Source organism: Megasphaera sp. NM10 (genome assembly GCF_000417505.1).
In the GTDB taxonomy this organism is placed as follows: domain Bacteria; phylum Bacillota; class Negativicutes; order Veillonellales; family Megasphaeraceae; genus Megasphaera; species Megasphaera intestinihominis.
The window spans coordinates 1-19,648 of record NZ_APHY01000069.1; the positions used below are offsets into that span (position 1 = coordinate 1).

Genomic DNA, 19,648 nt, shown 5'->3' on the forward strand with positions numbered 1-19,648 from the left:
TCAGTACTCAGTCCAAGAGCTCTATAAAAAATGGAAGGGTCGTCACGTCGCAAACTGGGCGATGGTCCGGAACCAGCTGCTCATGGACGACAGGATGTCTCAGCTTATGCAGCAATACGATGTTGCTTATTGAATCGATTTACACAAAACTCTTGACACACCCAATCTCCGAAACCTTCCAGTCTAGGAAGCGTACAATTTGGTTCTGCTCGGCACGGGGAGGAACGGGAATATAGTGATTTTTTAATTTTCCATAATCAATATTCTGACCTTCTCGAATACCCGTCACACAGGTAGTCAGTAGTTTGATAAAAGGAGCTGACTTGAAAAGAAATTTGTAGTATGCACTACAAAAATCAGGATTCGGTCTCATAATCGTATATGCTGGGCTAATAATTCCTTGATAATATGCGTATTCTATTCCCCCTTGAAAAGATCTAAGACTCACAACATAGTCTCCAACTTTTACTAGTTTAAGTTTATCTAAATCCTTCAAGGCTTCTACAGTTCTTTTGCCATATACATTTTTGGGCACTACTCCCATATTTTGTGAAGCAACAAGTAAGGGTTCATCCGGATACCCCTTCTCACTTCTTTCCTTAAAAGACCATTTAATTTTTTTCAATTCCCATTGGCTTGGAATCATAGGAAGCCATGCTTCATTTGTTTTGACCTGATTGCTATATTTCCCCATCACTCCAACCCCCTGACGATTTCATCCATAACGCCTTCAGATTCTTTTTCCAGTTCCGCCAGGGACGCCAGGATATCTTTCATATCCCGCAGTTTTACGGGCTTGTAGAAGTATTTAGTAAAGCTGATTTCATAGCCGATTTTGGTCTTGTCTTCGTCTACATAGGCATCGGGCGCATAGGGCAGGACTTCTTTCTCCATGAAGGTATGGATACCGCCTTCATACTGGAATGGGATGTTTTCTGTATCCCGCAGTTCCGGGTCCGCTTCCCCGGCGACTTCTTTCGCTTCTGTGTCGGTTTCGGTGATATAAGGACGGATTTTCTTCAGCTGTGTCTTCTTCAATTTAGTGGCTTTAGCAAAGGCATCCCAGTCGTCAAAGGGTGCTGTCTTGGCTGCTTCCTGTACGGCATCGCGCACGTCTAACAGCTCCATATGTTTCTTGAACAGGACTTTCCCCTTTTCATCCTTTTCGGGAATCTCCCGTTCCGGGAACACCCGCAGGCGCAGGGGCCGGTTCACGGTGACATTCCAGTAGCCGAATTCGCTGTTGTCGAAAACCTTGCTGACGTCGCTTTCTTCCATGTCGAGGAAGATGCGGACGATTTCTTTGCGGATATCCGGCGTGAATTCGCAGTTCTTGTTCCCCATGTTCTTGCGCAGGGGCGATTTCATCTGCGTCGCATCGATGAGCTGGATTTTGCCTTTCCGGCGGGCTTCTTTCTTATTGGACAGGACCCAGATGTAGGTGCCAATACCCGTGTTGTAGAACATGTTGTCCGGCAGGGCAATGATGGCTTCCACCAGGTCGCTTTCGATCAGATAGCGGCGGGCGTTGCTCTCACCGCTGCCGGCGTCGCCGGTGAACAGGGACGAACCGTTATGGACTTCGATGATGCGGCTGCCCAGTTCGGTATCGGTCTTCATCTTGGATACGTTATTGAGGAGGAATAAGAGCTGCCCGTCGCTGGTGCGGGGGATCATCTTCAGCAGTTCCCCGCCCGGCAGGTAGGTATTGAAGCGGGTATCGAGGATTTCATTTTTGCCACCCAGTTTGTCGGCATCGGTCTTCCAACTCTTGCCATAAGGTGGATTGGAGAGCATGAAGTCGAACTGCCGCGACGGGTTCCCGTCCAGAGACAAGGTTGAGCCATAGGCAATGTGTTCCGCTTCCTCACCATCCCCTTTCAGCAGCATATCAGCCTTGCAGATGGCATAGGTTTCCGGATTGATTTCCTGTCCGAACAGGTGAATAGAAACTTTTTTACGCTGTTTGGCTGCCAGTTTCAGGAGCCGCGCCTGGGCCACTGTGAGCATCCCGCCGGTCCCGCAGGCTCCATCATAGCAGGAATATGTAGCATCTTTAATCTGGTCTTCTACGGGGTAGAAAGCTAAATCGGCCATGAGTTCGACGACATCGCGGGGCGTCCAGTGTTCCCCGGCTTCTTCGTTGTTTTCTTCGTTGAAACGGCGGATGAGTTCCTCGAAAATAGTCCCCATGCCATGATTATCCAGGCCTGGAAGCTTTCCGGGCTTAGGGCTCAAGTTAATATCGGATGACGTGAATTTTTCAATGACCGCCCCCAGGATATCAGCATCGACCATGGTCCGGATTTGGTTGCGGAACTCGAATTTATCCAGGATTTCCTGGACGTTCGGCGAGAAACCGTCGAGATAGGCCTTGAAGTCTGCTTCCAAGGTTTGCTTCTTACCCCGGCTGGTCAGGTCCTTCAACAGGAACGGCGAAGCGTTACAAAAAGCCTGGCCAGCTGCATTGCACAGTGCCGGCCACTGGTTGTCGATGTGTGCTGCATCCAGCTGCTTTTTCATAGACAGCACGGTTTCCTTCGTTTCTTCCAACATAGCGTCGAGACGGCGGATGACCGTCATGGGCAGGATAACGTCCCGGTACTTGCCCCGCACGTATACATCTCGCAGGCAGTCGTCTGCGATGCCCCATATAAAACTGACAATCGAATTATATTCCTGATTATCCATTCCATTTCCTCCATCTCGCCATCTTTCCAGCGGCTATGTATTGTATATGACATAATACTCATGATTATTCTTATACATTGATTGTACCATGATAGCCATGACAGGGCAATTTTCCCTAAGAGTAGCACAAAAAAGAGCTGTCGCACATGCGACAGCTCCGTGTTTTTGTCAGTCCCTCAATTCAGCCAGCCTGACGCGCAATTTTGCCAGGCCCCGTTTGGCCGTCCGCCGGATGAGGCTTTCGTCCCGATGGTAGATGCGGCCTATTTTAGTTTGGGAGCTGACGCCCCCGCCGGTCACAGGACGCAGTTCGCCATTCGCCAAACCATGTCACATGGTCCAAATAGACTATAGTCGACTGTTCGCAACGGGCTACCCAGCCACTGCTGTCTGTTTTGACGGCCGTAGCGACGTCCCGCACGAATCCTGTATGCAGCCGGAATTTATAACTAATGGCATACGGTCGTAATACAATAATGAATTTGTTGCAGCGTAGCCGTATCCGTAGGGTCCGCCCAAATTCTTTTGACCTTCGAGTACAAGCGATGGACAGAACGGATAGCAACAGCGGGCGGCCCGCTACGCGCTAAGGGCTTCCCGAAGCGTCGTTGTCAGTTTGAGTCTGTCGCGGCGGAACGCCGCTTCTGATTCCGAAAAAAAGCCGCGGCTCCTCTCCCTTCTCTCTTCTTTATAGGTAACGCGTTACAGAGGCACGGGAAGCAAAAAAAAAAAGCGGCTGTCGCATTAAGCCAAAAATGCATAATGCAACAGCCGCTTCCGGGATATGTACGATTTCCCGACCTACTTGCCAGAAAAATTGTCCCAATTCCTAACGGGTCGCCCACGTGGCGCCCCCTACTATCCTAAAAATACTCTGCAGATTACAAATGCTATCCTACCACGCCGCAGGCAGCCAGCCGCAGAGGCTGAGGATGGCGTAGACGCCGGCACTGGCAAAGAGGAGGACGACCAGGGTCTGCATGATGGGATGGGCGATCCAGCCGCATTGCCAACACGGTTTCTTGTCGCCGTGTTTCCGGGAACTGCGCAGCATGAAGACGGGCAGGATGGACATGATGATGCCACCGAAGGTGCCGGCGCTGAAGATGGCGTTGACGAAGCCGACGAGGCCGCTGTAGGCCAGGAGGACCGGCGGGATGACGATGAAGGCCAGGCAGGCCGCCCGCGTGCGGATATCCGTTTCCGACTTGAAGCCCAGGCGGTCGATCATGTTGGTCAGGAAACTTTCGGCAATGGCCCAGAATGACGTCAGCATGGCGCAGAAGGCAAAGGCATTGACGATGACGAAGAAGACCGGCGACCCCAGGGCGCGGCCCCAGGATAAGGACGCGACTTCCGAAATTTCATCGACGGGCAGCATGAGAAAGACGGCCATCGGGACCAGAGCCAGGATGACGAAGGAAATGCCGGCCCCGGCCAGGATGGACGGGACGAGTTTCCCCGGTTCGTGCGTGAAGCCCCGGGAAATTTCCGGTACGATGTACTGGACAGCGTAACAGAAGACGGCAATGTTGAAGACCGGCACGGCATACATCCAGTGGGTATAGAGGATATCTGCGACAGGTACGCGGGCCGAAAAAAGTGACGCGCCGACGAGGAGAATAAGCATGGCCGTCATACCTGAACTCAAATATTTCTCTGCTACCCCGGTTGCCTTGAGGCCCAGCCAGACGACGCTCGTCGCCCCGAGGGCAAAGAGGCAGCTGGCCATTTCCAGGGAAATGCCGAAGAATTCGCTCAATATCTTGCCGCAGCCGCTGGTATAGGCGATGAGGCTGCAAAACGACGTGGCCCCGACGGAAAAGAAAATCAGCCAGGAACCGATCTTGCCGACGTACTTTTCAGCCAGGCCCGACAGCTGTAAGGGCCTCGTGGTGCGCAGCGTCGCTTCGGCGACATAGAGCATGGAGATGATAGAAAAAAAGCCTGCTACGACAAGCCACGTAAGCAGGACGGGCCAGCCGGCATTGCGACTGGCAAAAGCTAAACCTAAAACACCGGAACCTATGGTAGACCCGACGACCATCATCGTAGCCTCCATAAACGTAAGACGATGTACCTTGAGAGCCGCCTCTTTTTTCGCAGCTCCCGCCGATATAGTGTCCAACTCGTTCACATATTCCATGAAGAAAAAACCTCTTTTCGTGTGAAAATATGTTACCTGATGTCAGCATGTCTTGACCATTATACCATATCAGCATAGGGATGCCAAGAAAAAAAGCCTGCTACCCGGAAAAAAGTAGTAGGAATTGCCTCATTCTATGTCTAAATGATATAATGAGAATGATAAGGAGGGATTTTTATGGCAGACGTAAACGATAAGAAAAAACAAAAGGCCCCCGAAAAAGAGGCAGCTGCAGAAAAGGAACTGACTATCCTCCAGCCCGGCGCCGTCCCGGAAGAAGAAGACGACCCGGAAGCGCCCTATCTGGCTTCCGACATGTATCAGCGCATCGTCGCCCTGATCAACAACTTTGAATCGGGCCTGCCCGACGACATGCAGGCCGGCGGGCGCCTGGTATCGGCTGGCGACATCACCTTCAGCATCCAGGACATCGGCTACTGGGACCCGAACATGATCGTCTTCTACGGCGAATTGTCCGACGGCTCGGCGGTCGAACTGGTCCAGCACATTTCCCAGCTCAACTTGCTCCTCGTCGCCGTCCCCCGCCACGACGACATCGAAAAGCCGCGCCGCATCATCGGCTTCAACCGCAAGAACGAACCGGACATTGCTACGGACCCGGAAGACTGACGCCTCAGGCTTTCGGATCATGGCAAAAAAGTCCTGCCGCATGTGCGACAGGACTTTTTTGAGTGATTAGTAGCTAGTGGCTAGTGGTTAGCGGATGGTCTTAAATTTAAAACTATCTTCTACAAACTCCGTACTACAAACTATGAAGAGCAACCTCTCAGTCAGCTTCGCTGACATCTCTCCTATAAGGAGAGCCCTTGCGGACCGCCTTTCAGGACGGCCCCTACGAGCCACGAACCACGAGCCACTAAGCTAACTCGTTCTCTTTACTTTGAACCAGGCGGCGTACATGGTCGGCAGGACCAGCAGGGTCAGGACGGTGGCGACGAAGAGGCCGCTGGCGATGGCGACGGCCAGGGGGCCCCAGAAGACGCTCTTCATGAGGGGTATCATGCCCAGGATGGCCGCTGCGGCCGTGAGCATGATGGGCCGGAAGCGCATGACCGCCGAGTCGATGACGGCATGCCATGGGTCTTCGCCGGCAGCCATATGTTTCTGTATCTGGTCCAGGAGAATAATGGAGTTGCGGATGATCATGCCGCCCAGGGCCAGGATGCCCAAATCGGCGACGAAGCCAGGGATTTCCCGAAGAGGAGCATCCCCCAAGAGACGCCGATGAGTCCCATAGGCGCCGTAATCAGGGCCAGGAACATGAGCGACGGACTGCGCAGCTGGAACATGAGCAGGGTCATGATGATGATGACCATGACCGGTACCGGTACCAGGAGGTACTTCAGGGACTTCTGGCTGTTTTCCAGGGCCCCGTCGACTTCGACGGTATAGCCAAAGGGCATGCTTTCCCGGATATCGGCAATGGAATCGTAGGCTTTCTGCGTCACATCGTTGGCCGTACCGGACTTGATGCCGCCGTTGATGGTGATGGTCGGTTTCAAATCGCGGCGCCAGATGAGGCCATCTTCGCCTTTATAGGAAATAGTGGCAATCTGTTCCAGCGGCACGTAACCGGCCTGGCCTACGTAGACGGGCAGGCTCTTGATCTTGGCCAGGTCATTGCGGTCGCTGTCCTGGAGGCGCAGCTGGATGCCGATGGTCTTATCGGCCGCATAGTATTGGGCGACCGTCGCCCCGGACAGTTCCGTATACAAGGTCTGGGCAATGTCTTCACCGGAAATGCCCATGGCCCGCAGCTTATTCTGATCCAGGTCGACGTGCATGATCTTATTTTTCTGGTCCCAGTTGAGGAAGACATTTTCCGTATTCGGGTCCTTGGCAATGCGCGCCGCGATCTGCTGGGCATAGGCTTTGACCTTATCCGTATCGTAGCCGGATACGCGCAGCATGATGGGGTAATCCGACGGCGGCCCTAAGGGCACGTTCTTGACGTTGCAGCGGACGTTGGGGAACTTGTCGGCCATTTCCTGTTTGATGGACTGCGTCAATTCTTCCCTCGTCTGCGTATCCTTGGCGACGACGACGAACTGGGCGTAGTTATTGGCCGGCAGGACCGGTTCGATGGTCAGGACGAAACGCGGTGCCCCTTCGCCGACGTAGTACGAATAATCTTTGAGCTTCGCCTGCTGACTGTCCAGATACTGGGCAAAGCGGGATGCTTCCTTCTGCGTGGCCTGCATGGACGAGCCTTCAGGCAGGGTCATTTCGACGATGAGTTCCGGCCGCAGGGAGGGCGGGAAAAATTCCTGGGGAATGAGTTTCATCATGCCGACGGACAAGATGAACATAGCCGCTGTCCCGCCGATGACTAATACCCGGTGGGTCAGGCACCAGGTCAGGACCTTGCGGAAGAAGACGTAGAACCGGCTCTGATACAAGGGCTCCGGCTCTTCGCCTTTGGCCACTTTCGGCTTGATCAGGTAATAGCCGAAGAGCGGTGCCACCATGACCGATACAATCCACGACAGGACCAGGGCCGCCGTGATGACTGGGAACAAATCCTTACAGAATTCCGACGCCGCCCCATCGGCAAAGGCGACGGGGATGAAGCCGGAGCAGGTAATGAGGGTCCCCGTCAGCATGGGCTTGGCCGTCGCCTTGAAGGCATAGCAGGCCGCATCGACGCGGTTCATGCCCTTCTCCAGCTGGACCGTCATCATTTCGACGGCAATGATGGCGTCGTCGACGAGGAGGCCCAGGGCGATGATCAGGGAACCTAAGGAAACCTTATGCAAGTCGATGCCGGCTACTTCCATAACACAGAAGACGCCGGTCAGGACCAGTGGGATACAGAAAGCGACGACCAGGCCCGTCCGCAGTCCCAGGCTGAGGAAGCTGACGACGAGGACGATGATGATGGCTTCACGCAGGGTGTTGGTAAAGTCGCTGATGGACTCTTTGACGACCTGCGGCTGGTCCGATACCTGGTGGATTTCCATGCCGGCCGGCAAATCGGATTTGACGCTTTCCTGCAACTTCTTCAAGTTTTCGCCGAGCTGGAGGTTATTGCCGCCGCTCTTCATGGACAAGGCGATACCGACGGCAGGCTTGCCATTATAGAACATCTTCGGGTCCGCCGGTTCTGTATAGCGCCGTTCGACCGTGGCGATATCGCCCAGGCGGAAGACGCGGCCATTGGCATTGATGGGCAGGTTGCGGATGGCTTCGACGTCTTCAAAGACACCGGACAGGCGCAGGTAGACGTTGTCCGACTGGGTATCGACCATGCCGGCCGGCGTCATCTGGTTCTGGCCTTTGACGGCATTGGCGATGGTCGTCGGCGCAATCCCCAGTTCGGCCAGTTTGGAATTGGCCACTTCGATGTAGACCTTTTCCGACTGTTCGCCGACGAGTTCGACTTTGCTGACATCGTCGACGGACATCATCATGCGGCGTATCTTTTCCGCTTTCTGACGCAATTCTTCATACGAATAGCCATCGCCGGTGATAGCATAGATAGAACCGTAGACGTCGTCGAAACGGTCGTTGTAATAAGGCCCATAGACGCCTTCGGGCAAATCTTTCTTCATATCTTCCGTCAAATTGCGGACTTCATGCCAGGTGCTGCGGATGCTGTCGCGCGGCGCCTTGTCGTCGAGGTAGACGTAGATGACCGACTGGCCGGGCCGGGAATAACTCTTGATGTAATCCAGGTTCGGCGTATCCTGCAGTTTCTTTTCGATTTTATCCGTCACCTGTTCCTGCATCTGTTCCGCCGTGGCACCGGGCCAGGCGACGGAGACGACCATAGTCCGAACCGTATACGTCGGGTCTTCCATGCGGCCCAGTTTCATGTAGGAAAAGATACCGGCAATGGCGACGAGGATGATGAAGTACCAGACGAGGACGCGGTTGTGAATAGAGACTTCCGATAAATTTTTCATTCATCTTCCCCCTCTACGCGGACTTTCTGTCCTTCACTGAGCATATGGACGCCGGCCGTGACGACGACATCACCGCGGCTGAGGCCCGTGACTTTGACCGTATTATCGCCAAAATCCTGGACCGTCACGTCTTTCAGGGACAAGGTCTTATCCTTGCCGACGACCCAGACCTGGGGCGTGTCGCCGGTCTGATAGATGGCGGCCAGCGGCAGGACGAAGGTATCTTCAGCGGCTGCCTGTTCACTGCCGTTGGCAACCGTAGCCGTCATGCCGAGCTGCATGCCGTCCGGCGGATTGGGCAGGGAAATATTGACCTGGTACGTCCGCGACGCCGCATCGGCCATAGGAGCCACTTCGCGGACGACACCGGCGGTCTGCTGGTTCTGGAGGGCCCAGAAGGTGACGGTCACGTTCTTGCCGACCGGGAAATCAGCCAGTTTATTTTCCGGTACATTGACCTGGACTTCCAGGTCCCCTGAATGGACCAGGGTGACTACAGTCTGGCCGGCAGCGACGACCTGGCCGACTTCCGCCGATACGGCTGAGATGACGCCGTCGGCATCGGCCGTGAGCTGCGTATAGGATAACTGGTTTTCCTGCGCCTGCTGGAGACTGCCAAGGCCTGGTTATACTGGGCCGAAGCCTGGTCGTAAGCCGTCTGGTACTGGTCCAGGACGGACGCGCTGATGGCATCCATATCGTATAATTGCTGATAACGGGTTAAATTGGACTGGGCCAGCTGGAGCTGAGCAGCAGCGGCGTCGACCTGGGCCTGGGTCTGATTGACAGCCTGGGCCACGTCTTTCGGGTCGACCGTCATCAGGACGTCTCCGGCATGGACCTGGGAGCCGAGCTGGACGTTGCGGGCCGTAATGCGGCCGCCGGCCTGGAAGGACAAATTACTCTGGTATCGGCCCTTGACCGTCCCCGAATAGGTACCGGCCGTCGTGCCCGCCGTTTCACTGCCGACCTGGATGGCCTTGACCAGCTGGGGCTGTTCGGCCTGCTGGGTCTGCTGGCCGCAGCCTGTCAGGCCCAAGGCCGTCAGGACGGCTATGACGAGGACTGTATATTTCCAATCGCGTTTCATGGCTTCATCTCCTTTGTGGGATTAAGGGCAGCAATATCGGCTTCAGCGGCATTGTCGGCCACTTGATGCATGAGCTGCAACGCCGGCCCCAGCGTCACCTCATCGACGCCCTGGACGAGGACGTCGACCCATTTCCTTAAAATCTCTTCCATCGTATCCTGCAGCTCCCGGGCCTTGGGCGTCAAATAAAGATACTTGTAACGCCGGTCCGTCCCCTGCTGGCGCCGGCTGACGAATCCCTTCGCCTCCAGCGTCTTCAGATTCCGGGCCACCAGGCTTTGTCGGCCTGCATGACCTGACAGAGCTCATTCTGCCGGCAGCCATCGTGGCTGTACAAACTCAGGAGCGTCACATGTTCCGAATAAGACAAATTCCAAGGACGGCACGCTTCGACCACATAGGCTTGGGAACGCTGGTTGATGACACTGAAATCATGACCAGCCTTCAAATAATCCATGTGCTGCATCCCCTTTTCTTCAGTAATTAGTTGATTTGCTCAACTATTTGTTTCCAGTATAGCAAAAAGAACGGGAAAAAGCAAGGGACGGCCAAAGGCCGTCCCGCAGGCCGCAGCCTAGAGCCGTTCATCGAGTTTTGGGGCTAACGTCCCTACCGGTCGCAGGCCGCATCGTAGGGGACGTCCTGTTAAGGCGTCCCGCGTGAATCCTGTGTACATCCCCGATGACATGCGCGGCAACAGATTCAAACTGACGACATCGCCTCTTTTTGAGTTTTAAGTTTGTAGTTTTTAGTTTGTAGCAAATGGTAAAAAATTTAAGACCAGCTTCTACAAACTCCGTACTACAAACTATAAAGTAAAAGGGGCCTCGCATGATGGCCGAAGCCTTCGTGCGACAGCCCCTACGCATACGGCCGCAGGCCGTGTATTTTTTTCTGGCCTGCCACCCGCGGACTGCGGCCTGCGTCTTTCCTACAAATGTATCCGCCGGCTTACTTTCTTCCCGACGACGGGGATTTTTTCGATATCTTCTGCCGTGAGGGCCCGGAAGACGACGAGGCCGATGAGGTAGACCAGGGCTGCGGCCATGATGGCGGCGATGGTGGCCACGGCGTTGCCGAAGAGGACGAACAAGGCGTGGTGGACGAGCCAGGCCGTGCCGGCCATGGCGGCGCCGGCCAGAAAGAGTTTCCCGATGTAGCCCCACTGGACGCGGTAGGCAATGTATTTACGGGCAAAGTAAAGATTGAGCGCCGTAGCGACGGCCAAATCGGCATTGGTCGCCCAGGCGGCGCCGACTTCGCCCAGCCAGGGAATGGCCGTCAAGTGCCAGCTGAGGATAATCTTGACGACGGCCGCGGCGGCCATGTTGTACAGCGGGACGGCCGTATGGCCCATGCCCTGCAAAAGGCCGCTGGTGATCTGCTGGAGACCGACGAGGAAGACCGAAATGGACAGGACGCAGATGGCCGGCCCCGCTGCCGGCGTCGCATAGAGGAGCCGGGAAATGGGTACGGCCAGGACGGCCAGGCCCAGGCAGGCCGGCACGGTGATGACGTTGGCAATGCGCATGGCCGTGTCGGTCCGGTCGAGGATGACGTCCCGATTCCGCTGGGAAAAGGCAGCCGATACGGCCGGGACGAGGCTCGTCGCCAAGGCGATGGTCAAGATAGCCGGCAGCTGGACCAGGCCGTTGGCCATGCCCGTCAGATAGCCGTAAAGGGCCGTCGCCTGATGGGTGCTGTAGCCAGCTGCTTCCAGACGCAGGGGCACGATGAACAAGTCGATGCTGGCCACGGCCGGCAGGAGCATGTTGGCCGCCGCTACGGGCACGGCCAGGACGATGAGCCGGCGGATGATGCGCCGCGGCGACTGGATGACGAAGACGCCGTCGTCATCGGGCATGGGATGGCGGCTGTGACGGTAATACAGGAAAGCGATGAGCACCAGCCCTGCCGCCGCCCCCGGGACGGCGCCGAAGGCGGCACCGGCAGCGGCCCATTCCAGACCCTTCGGCAAGAGAATCCAGGCCAGGACGAGCATGGTGCAGACCCGGACAAACTGGTCTGCCATCTGGGACAGTGCCGTCGGCGTCATGAGCTGCAGGCCCTGGAAATAGCCGCGGAAACAGCAGGCGATGACCGACAGGCTCAGGGCCGGCGCCAGGACGGCCAGAGCCGGAAAGACCCGGCTATCGCGGACGATGCCCATTTCGACCAGGCCATGGGCGCCAAAAGGCAGGGCCAGGCCGCAGACGACGGCGACGACGGTCATGAAGACCAGGGTCACATGAAAGATACGGCGGACGCCGCTGTAATGGCCTTTGGCCGCTTCCTCAGCGATCATGATGGACACGGCAATGGGAATCCCGGCGCCGATAATGCTCAGGAGCAGGATATAGACGGGATAAGCCATCTGGTACAGGCCGATGCCTTCGCCCCCCAAGAGGCGCGACAAGAAGATACGGTTCAGCCCGCCCAGGATCTTGACGACGATACCGGCCACGGTGAGGACCATGGCGCCCCGTAAAAAGGAGTTCTTACTCAAGGGAATTCCCCTTTCTCAATGATGAAAAGGCCACCAGCAGCGTCTGGATAAAGGCCAGGACGTCGGAAATCCCAGCCAGGGAGACGCGGACCATGACGGGCATGTTGGGCACAAGGCGGAAACGGCGGCGCAGGGACGGTTCCAGTTTGGAAAGGTCGGGTATATCGGCGACGCGCTGCCACTTCAATTCCAGGACGTCTTTCTTCTGAGCGATGAGGACCAATCCTTGGGCCTTGGCGTCGAGGCGCGTTTCCGTGACCTGCAGCAATTTCTCTACGGGCTGGCTGGGCTTGCCGTAGCGGTCGGCCAGTTCCCGGCGCAGGTCGGCCAGTTCTTCTTTCGACGATAAGACGGCCAGGCGCTGGTACATTTCGATTTTCTGGCCGCCATTTTGGATATAGCCGTCGTCGATAAAGGCGTCGACGTGGATTTCCATGACCGTTTCCGGTGGCGGCGGCGCTGCTTCCTTGCCGTTCTGAGCCTTGGCGATGGCATCTTCCAGCATATGGCAGTACATGGCAAAGCCGACGCTGGCGATATTGCCGTGCTGTTCCCGACCCAGGAGGTTGCCGGCGCCGCGGATTTCCAGGTCACGCATGGCAATCTTGAAGCCCGAGCCGAGTTCGGTGAATTCCTTGATGGCCTGCAAGCGTTTTTCGGCGACTTCCGACAGGACCTTGTCGCGGCGGTAGAGGAAATAGGCATAGGCCATGCGATGGCTCCGACCGACGCGGCCGCGCATCTGATAGAGCTGGGACAGGCCGAAGTGGTCGGCGTCGTAAATGATGATGGTATTGGCATTGGCTACGTCCAGGCCGTTTTCGACCAGGCTCGAACAGAGGAGGACGTCGTATTTGCCTTCATAGAAATCGAACATGACCGATTCCAGCAGGCTCCCGGCCATCTGGCCGTGGGCGATGCCGATGGTCACATCCGGCAAGAGGGCCTGGAGTTCGTCTTTCATCTTTTCGATGGTCGCAACGCGGTTGTAGACGAAGAAGACCTGGCCGCCCCGCCGTTTTTCGCGCATAATGGCATCGCTGACGATGCGGGCGTCGTATTCGGTCACATAGGTCTGGACCGGGAAACGGTCTGTCGGCGGCGTTTCGATGACGCACATTTCCCGCAGGTTGACCAGGGACATGTGCAGCGTCCGCGGAATCGGCGTGGCGCTCAGGGACAGGACGTCGATATTTGCTGCCCAGGCCTTCCATTTTTCCTTCTGGGCCACGCCGAAGCGCTGTTCTTCATCGACGACCAGGAGACCCAGGTCCTTGAACTTGACCTTCTTGTTGAGCAGGCTGTGGGTCCCGATGAGGACGTCGATATCGCCGGTCAGGGTCCGGGCCAGGATATCTTTCTTTTCTTTATACGAGCGGAAGCGGTTGAGGACGTCGACGTGGACGCCGAAGGGACCGAAGCGTTCCATAAAGGTCTGGAAATGCTGCTGCGACAAGACCGTCGTCGGCACCAGGACGGCGACCTGCTTGCCAGCTGTGACGGCTTTGAAGATGGCCCGCATGGCCACTTCAGTCTTGCCGAAACCGACGTCGCCGCAGACCAGGCAGTCCATGGGCGTCGGCTTTTCCATGCTGGCCTTGATATCGCGGACGGCTTTCAACTGATCTTCCGTTTCTTCATAAGGAAAGGCTTCTTCAAATTCCTTCTGGAACGGCGTATCCGGCGGAAAGGCATAGCCCTGGACGACTTCCCGCTTGGCATAGAGGGCGACGAGTTTTTCTGCCAGGTCGGTAATGGACTTCTGGGCCTTGGCCCGCGTCTTCTGCCAGTCGGAACCGCCCATTTTCTGTAATTTCGGCGTATCCCCTTCGTTACCGATGTAGCGCTGCAACAGGGACAACTGGTCCGTCGGCACGTAGAGGATATCCTTGCCGGCATAGTGGATTTCCAGATAATCCTTGTGGACACCATCCATTTCAATGGTCTTGATACCGATGTAGCGGCCGATGCCGTGGACTTCGTGGACGACGTAATCGCCGGGCTTGAGGTCGGTAAAGACGTTGATTTCCTGGCCTTTGGCGGCATGATGGCGCAGGCGCCGCTTCTGGGTGCCGAAGACATCCCGTTCGGCGACGACGACGATTTTGGCATAAGGCAGCTCGAAGCCGTCGTGGATCTCCCCTTCGACGACGTAGACGCCGCCTGGCGTACTCTGGTCATCATCGTAGTCCCGGAACGGCAGCTCATGCTGCTTCATCCAGGCCTGGAGCGAAGCCCGTCGGTCGCGGCTGTTGATGACGAAGAGGATTGTATTCCCCAGGTCCCGCCAATGGTCCACTTCTTCTTCCAGGAGGTTGAACTGCTTCTGGAAACTGGCCATCATCTTGGCGGCAAAGCTGGCCGACGTGTCTATCATCATATCCGGCACGGACTGGGCCATGAGCGACAAGATGAGCTGCGGCCCCGGGCGCTGGGCTGTGACCAGATTTTTCCAGGACGCCAGGCGGCCCTTATAGTCGTCGGACTCCTTGAGGACCTTCTTCAGGCCTTCGCGGACGCGGTTCGGTTCATCCCAGATGATGACGCCCTGTCCGGCATAGTCCAGGAGCGTATATTTCTCGTCATCCTGGACAGTCAGGGAAATGGGCAGGATGCGGGCCTTTTCCCGCTGGTCCTGGGATTTCTGGCTGTCTGTATCGAACGTGCGCAGGCTGTCCAGTTCGTCGCCGAAGAACTCCAGGCGCAGGGGCTGCGGTTCGTTGACGGCATAGATATCGACGATGTCGCCGCGGACGGAAAAATGACCGCGCCGTTCGACCATGTCGACCCGTTCATAGCCGGCGTCGACGAGGTGCTGCAACAACTCGTCGCGGTCGTAGTCCTGATGGATGGCCACGTCGATAGCGGCGGCATCGATGCGCTGCGGCGCCATGACGTACTGGGCCGCTTCTTCCGGTGCCGCCAGGATCAGGAGCCGGTCACCCTGGCGCAGGCGGCCCAAGGCTTCCATCTGCCGGGCCGTCCGGTCCAGGCTCTTGGCCGTCGTCGTAAAGACGGCCTTGTCGACGACAGGGAAATCCAGGACTGGCAGGTCCGGTACCAAAAAGGCCAGGTCCGCCATCCAGGCCGCAGCCTGTTCCCGCGACGGGACGACGAGGACGGCCTGCCCCGGCTTTTCCGTCAGGGTCTTGGCGACGAGGGCGCTCTTGACGGAACCGCTGAGGCCGTAGATACTATGACAGCCGGGCTGGGAAAACGCAGCCACGGCGGAGCGGATATTTTCATCTTGATTCATCCATTGAAAGAATTGCTTCATATCGTTTTTACCTCATGACAAATTGGGGCTGTCGCATGAAGCCCTGGAAAACAAGGCGGTCCATGCGCAGCCCTTATCGTGATTCAACTGCAACTATTTAATTATATCATAGTTCACTGGCCCCTGCCAGTAGCGATTAGAAGACCGACGCGCCCTGCATGATGATGGCTTCCCGTTCTTTCCGGCTCATCTTGAGGAAATTCGTCTTCTTCAGCTTATCTTCATAAGACGAATCCATACCGTTCATCTTCTGGGCGACATCCTTGCGGATCTGCGGTAGCAGGCTGTAGAGGTTGCGGCCCGGGCAGTCCGTACTGTTGACGTCGCGATGGCCTACGATGGTAGACGGACCCGGCACGATGCTGTAGATCTTGCAGATCCAGGCGACCAGTCCTTCCAGGGAGTGGATCTGGGCCGGCGTGGGGATTTCCTTTTCAAAATTGCCCGTCACATTGATGCCGACGGTATGGTAGTTCTGCCCTTCGGCATGAGCACCGACCGTAGCCAGCGGGCGGCCCCGTTCAATGGTCCCGTCTTTGCGGATGACGTAATGGTAACCGATACCGGCCCAGCCGTTGGCCAGATGGGCGCGATGGATAGCCGCTGCCGACGTATCGCCATCGGGGATGCCGACGTGATGGATGACGACCATGTCCGTCTTCGGCCGCAGGAGCAGCGTTTCGCGGAACTGGAAATGCGTTTCCTTGATGGCCATCGGTTCGGCCGGCGCCGCATCGGTCACGGGATTATAGTTGCGCATGACGCCGCGGGCTCCGGCGGGTTTCGCCGACCGCGGGACATTGCCGATGACTGCGGGCTTGGCGGCTGTGCTGGCTGCAGCGGCTGGCTGGGACGATACAGGCGCCGTCTTGCCGGCCTGGTCTTTTTTCGTCTTCCCTGCCTTCTTGGCAGCCTTAGCGGCTTTGGCCTTGGCCCTGGCTACGGCATCCATGTGCTGGTCGACACTGGCGACGCCCGTCGTATAGGCTGCGCCTTCATTGTCGGCAGCACTCGCCAAAGAACCTGTCGTCATGCCCAGGGCCAGACAAAGGGTCAAGGCCAGGGCAGATATCATTTTTTTCGTTTTCACGATACATACACTTCCCCATGTTGTTGTTTGATTTTCTGGCAGAGCCGGTCCCACAGGGCCTGCGGTTCCGGATGGCCGTACGTCCCGAGCCGGATGTGCGGCTTGGCCCGGCCGTGGTAATCGCTGCCCAAGGTCGCCATCAGGCCATAGTTATCGGCAATGCGGCGGTAAAAAGCACTCGTCCCTTCGTCGTGATAGCTGCAATAGGCTTCGATGCCATCGAGGCCCGTAGCGATGAGCTCTTCCGTCAGCGGCCGGTTCTGCTTCATATTGGCACCGGGATGGGCCAGGACGGCGACACCGCCGTGGTCGTGGATGATGGCGACGGCTTTGGCAAAATCCATGAAGGTCATGGGCACGAAAGCCGGGCCTCCCTGGCCGCAGATATCCCAGCCAAAGTTGACGTATGGCGCATCGCTCCGCGCCCCACCCGGCCGGTACGGTGCCAGGACGGGACAATCCGCATTGCGCGGGTCCGCCAGGGCGACGCGGGCGATATGGACGGACGCAACGGCATCGCCGCTGCAGAGCTTCCAGATAGCCGGCCGGTCGAGGACGATGCCCAGGGCTTCGACGGCGTCGAGGACCTTTTCTGAAATCGCCCGGCGCTGGCCGTATACATCCTTTTCAATGGCCGCAAAAACAGGGTCCTCGGCATGGATGCCATAGCCGAGAAGGTGGAAATTCTTCCCTTTATACTGGCAGCTGATTTCGATGCCCGGCACCAGGTTCAAGCCCAGCCGGGCCGCTTCCTGCCGCGCTTCCGGGATAGCCCGGGCCGAATCGTGGTCGGTCACGGCGACGGTCGTCACGCCGGCATCGGCGCATTGGCGCATCAAGTCGGCCGGCTCGAATTGGCCATCCATACTATATTTCGTATGCATATGCAGATCAAGCCATGTTTCCATACATGCACTTCCCTTCTTCAAACATCTTCCCTATTATACTACGCTTCTCCGGCCCCTGCCAGTCATGACAAATCAATTATTCGATTTTTGAATTTTATCGTTTTGAAATCTCTATCACTAATTTTTTAAGTTTTTATTTACATTTTCTAAAATCTTTTCTATAATATCTCCAACGGATGCAAAAAAGTCATTACGACGCATCTATCGACTACCTCATTACAATAAAATATTCATTCAAAGGAGAATCCATTATGACAGAAATGCAGCAGTATGTAGAAGACGTGCTGGCCATCATCCAGCGCCGTGACCCTGAACAGACGGAATTCCAGAACGCAGCCCGCGAAGTACTGACGTCCCTCGTGCCCATGCTGGAAAAGGAACCGAAATATAAACAGCACCACATCCTGGAACGCATCATCGAACCGGAACGCGTCATCATTTTCCGCGTCCCCTGGGAAGATGACAACGGCGTCTTCCACGTCAACCGCGGCTACCGCGTCCAGGCCAACAGCGCCATCGGCCCTTACAAAGGCGGCCTGCGCTTCCACAAGAGCGTCAACCTGAGCATCTTGAAGTTCCTGGCTTTTGAACAGATCTTCAAGAACGCCCTGACCGGCCTTCCCATCGGCGGCGGCAAAGGCGGCTCGGACTTCGACCCGAAAGGCAAATCGGACCGGGAAGTCATGCATTTCTGCCAGAGCTTCATGACCGAACTGTGCCGCCACATCGGCCCCAACATCGACGTACCGGCTGGCGACATCGGCGTCGGCGCCCGTGAAATCGGCTTCCTCTATGGCCAGTACAAACGCATCCAGGACGCTTTCGATGCCGGCGTACTCACAGGCAAAGGCATTGATTACGGCGGAAGCTTCGCCCGTACAGAAGCTACCGGCTATGGTCTCCTCTATTTCGTCAAGGATATGCTGGACAACAAGAACATCGACATCAAAGGCAAGACGGTCATCGTTTCCGGTTCGGGCAACGTCGCCATCTATGCCATCGAAAAAGCCCAGGCCCTGGGTGCCAAGGTCGTCACCTGCTCCGACTCCAGCGGCTATATCTATGACGCCAATGGCATCGACGTCGCAACCGTCAAGGACATCAAAGAAGTCCGCCGCGGCCGCATCAAAGAATACATCGAAACCCATCCGGATGCAGAATACCACGAAAACAGCCGCGATATGTGGAAAATCCCGGCCTTCATCGCCCTCCCCTGCGCTACACAGGGCGAAATCGACCTGGAATCGGCTAAAATCCTCGTCCAGAACGGCGTAAAAGCCATCGGCGAAGGCGCCAACATGCCGTCGACCCTCGACGCTATGGCTTACTTCCAGGAACACGGCGTCCTCTTTGCGCCGGCCAAAGCTGCAAATGCCGGCGGCGTCGCCGTATCGGCCCTGGAAATGGCTCAGAACTCGGAACGCCTGTCCTGGCCCTTTGAAAAAGTCGACGCTACCCTCAAAGACATTATGCGCAACATCTTTGAAGAATCCCGTGACAACGCCGCAAAATACGGCGTCCCCGACAACTACGTCGCCGGTGCCAACATCACGGCCTTCATGAAAGTCGCCGACGTCATGATTGAACAAGGTTTAGTGTAAGATATAGAAAAGGGATTGTCGCACATGCGACAATCCCTTTTTTGCTGTAGGGGACGCCCAGAGGGCGTCCCGCTGTGAATTTTGTGTATTCCCTACCATGCAGCAGTTAGCGGATGGTTAACAATTTAAAACCAGATTATACAAACTATAAAATGAAAAAGGACCCCGCATGATGGCAAAAGCCTTCGTGCGGGGTCCTTTTCACTATTTTTTTGGTGCGCCTAGAAGGATTCGAACCTTCGCACCCGGTTCCGGAGACCGGTGCTCTATCCCCTGAGCTATAGGCGCAAGTAAGTGGTGACCCAGTAGGGATTCGAACCCTAGACCCACAGCTTAGAAGGCTGTTGCTCTATCCAGCTGAGCTACTGAGTCTCAAAAAAATGGAGCGGGTGATGGGAATCGAACCCACCTGA

The 19,648-nt window shown here is 56.3% G+C and carries 15 protein-coding genes, 2 tRNA genes and 1 pseudogene; 2 read left to right on the top strand and 16 right to left on the bottom strand.

Features of this window, described 5'->3' with window-relative positions; translation table 11 throughout:
* Positions 1 to 139 precede the first annotated feature (139 nt).
* The 4 genes from NM10_RS10430 to NM10_RS10440 form a co-directional block, all read right to left on the bottom strand.
* A complete protein-coding gene (locus NM10_RS10430) occupies positions 140 to 694 on the bottom strand; it encodes a restriction endonuclease subunit S (RefSeq protein WP_020311536.1) in 555 nt (184 codons plus the stop codon).
* Positions 694 to 2,691, bottom strand: coding sequence for a type I restriction-modification system subunit M (locus NM10_RS10435; RefSeq protein WP_020311537.1), 1,998 nt, complete (start codon positions 2,689 to 2,691; stop codon positions 694 to 696). The genes NM10_RS10430 and NM10_RS10435 overlap by 1 nt, the downstream gene beginning before the upstream one ends.
* 168 nt (positions 2,692 to 2,859) lie before the next feature.
* Positions 2,860 to 3,015 (bottom strand): hypothetical protein, encoded by a 156-nt coding sequence (locus NM10_RS14070; RefSeq protein WP_192813567.1) that lies wholly within the window; start codon positions 3,013 to 3,015, stop codon positions 2,860 to 2,862.
* Between the two features lie 571 nt (positions 3,016 to 3,586).
* The gene (locus tag NM10_RS10440; RefSeq protein ID WP_239639705.1) at positions 3,587 to 4,753 is read right to left on the bottom strand and encodes an aromatic amino acid transport family protein; all 1,167 of its coding nucleotides are present in this window, start codon (positions 4,751 to 4,753) and stop codon (positions 3,587 to 3,589) included.
* Positions 4,754 to 5,014: 261 nt separating this feature from the next.
* Here NM10_RS10440 and NM10_RS10445 point away from each other — a divergent pair, with 261 nt between their 5' ends.
* Positions 5,015 to 5,467 carry a DUF6173 family protein gene (locus NM10_RS10445; RefSeq protein ID WP_020311539.1) on the top strand — a complete coding sequence of 151 codons (453 nt, stop codon included), beginning with the start codon at positions 5,015 to 5,017 and terminating at the stop codon, positions 5,465 to 5,467.
* A 252-nt stretch (positions 5,468 to 5,719) separates the two neighbouring features.
* Here the strand turns inward: NM10_RS10445 and NM10_RS15055 are convergent, their stop codons facing one another.
* From NM10_RS15055 to NM10_RS10480, 10 genes and pseudogenes are all read right to left on the bottom strand, one after another.
* The gene (locus NM10_RS15055; protein WP_256378986.1) at positions 5,720 to 6,073 is read right to left on the bottom strand and encodes an efflux RND transporter permease subunit; all 354 of its coding nucleotides are present in this window, start codon (positions 6,071 to 6,073) and stop codon (positions 5,720 to 5,722) included.
* Complete coding sequence (locus NM10_RS10450; RefSeq protein WP_256378987.1) at positions 6,001 to 8,763, bottom strand: efflux RND transporter permease subunit; 2,763 nt, start codon at positions 8,761 to 8,763, stop codon at positions 6,001 to 6,003. Before NM10_RS10450 ends, NM10_RS15055 begins: the two co-directional genes overlap by 73 nt.
* Positions 8,760 to 9,314, bottom strand: a pseudogene (locus NM10_RS14735) (efflux RND transporter periplasmic adaptor subunit); the annotation flags it as partial. The gene NM10_RS10450 and the pseudogene NM10_RS14735, both read right to left, overlap by 4 nt.
* The gene (locus tag NM10_RS14740; protein WP_239639706.1) at positions 9,257 to 9,853 is read right to left on the bottom strand and encodes an efflux RND transporter periplasmic adaptor subunit; all 597 of its coding nucleotides are present in this window, start codon (positions 9,851 to 9,853) and stop codon (positions 9,257 to 9,259) included. The pseudogene NM10_RS14735 and the gene NM10_RS14740, both read right to left, overlap by 58 nt.
* Positions 9,850 to 10,125, bottom strand: a complete 276-nt coding sequence (locus NM10_RS14745) for a MarR family winged helix-turn-helix transcriptional regulator (protein WP_239639707.1) — start codon at positions 10,123 to 10,125, stop codon at positions 9,850 to 9,852. The genes NM10_RS14740 and NM10_RS14745 overlap by 4 nt, the downstream gene beginning before the upstream one ends.
* Positions 10,110 to 10,310, bottom strand: a complete 201-nt coding sequence (locus NM10_RS14750) for a hypothetical protein (RefSeq protein ID WP_239639708.1) — start codon at positions 10,308 to 10,310, stop codon at positions 10,110 to 10,112. Before NM10_RS14750 ends, NM10_RS14745 begins: the two co-directional genes overlap by 16 nt.
* 474 nt (positions 10,311 to 10,784) lie before the next feature.
* Positions 10,785 to 12,359, bottom strand: a complete 1,575-nt coding sequence (locus NM10_RS10465; RefSeq protein ID WP_020311540.1) for a putative polysaccharide biosynthesis protein — start codon at positions 12,357 to 12,359, stop codon at positions 10,785 to 10,787.
* Positions 12,352 to 15,636, bottom strand: a complete 3,285-nt coding sequence (mfd, locus tag NM10_RS10470) for a transcription-repair coupling factor (protein WP_020311541.1) — start codon at positions 15,634 to 15,636, stop codon at positions 12,352 to 12,354. The genes NM10_RS10465 and mfd overlap by 8 nt, the downstream gene beginning before the upstream one ends.
* A gap of 136 nt (positions 15,637 to 15,772) precedes the next feature.
* Positions 15,773 to 16,726 carry a peptidoglycan recognition protein family protein gene (locus NM10_RS10475; RefSeq protein ID WP_020311542.1) on the bottom strand — a complete coding sequence of 318 codons (954 nt, stop codon included), beginning with the start codon at positions 16,724 to 16,726 and terminating at the stop codon, positions 15,773 to 15,775.
* Complete coding sequence (locus NM10_RS10480) at positions 16,723 to 17,634, bottom strand: PHP domain-containing protein (RefSeq protein ID WP_020311543.1); 912 nt, start codon at positions 17,632 to 17,634, stop codon at positions 16,723 to 16,725. The genes NM10_RS10475 and NM10_RS10480 overlap by 4 nt, the downstream gene beginning before the upstream one ends.
* Before the next feature lie 251 nt (positions 17,635 to 17,885).
* On the opposite strand from NM10_RS10480, the gene gdhA reads away from it, so the two are divergent.
* A complete protein-coding gene (gdhA, locus tag NM10_RS10485) occupies positions 17,886 to 19,235 on the top strand; it encodes an NADP-specific glutamate dehydrogenase (RefSeq protein WP_020311544.1) in 1,350 nt (449 codons plus the stop codon).
* Between the two features lie 213 nt (positions 19,236 to 19,448).
* On the opposite strand, the gene NM10_RS10490 is transcribed toward gdhA, so the two are convergent.
* Together NM10_RS10490 and NM10_RS10495 are read right to left on the bottom strand one after the other, a co-directional pair.
* Positions 19,449 to 19,523: transfer RNA gene (locus NM10_RS10490), tRNA-Arg, on the bottom strand.
* 7 nt (positions 19,524 to 19,530) lie between these two features.
* Positions 19,531 to 19,607 (bottom strand) — tRNA-Arg (locus tag NM10_RS10495).
* Positions 19,608 to 19,648: the final 41 nt, after the last annotated feature.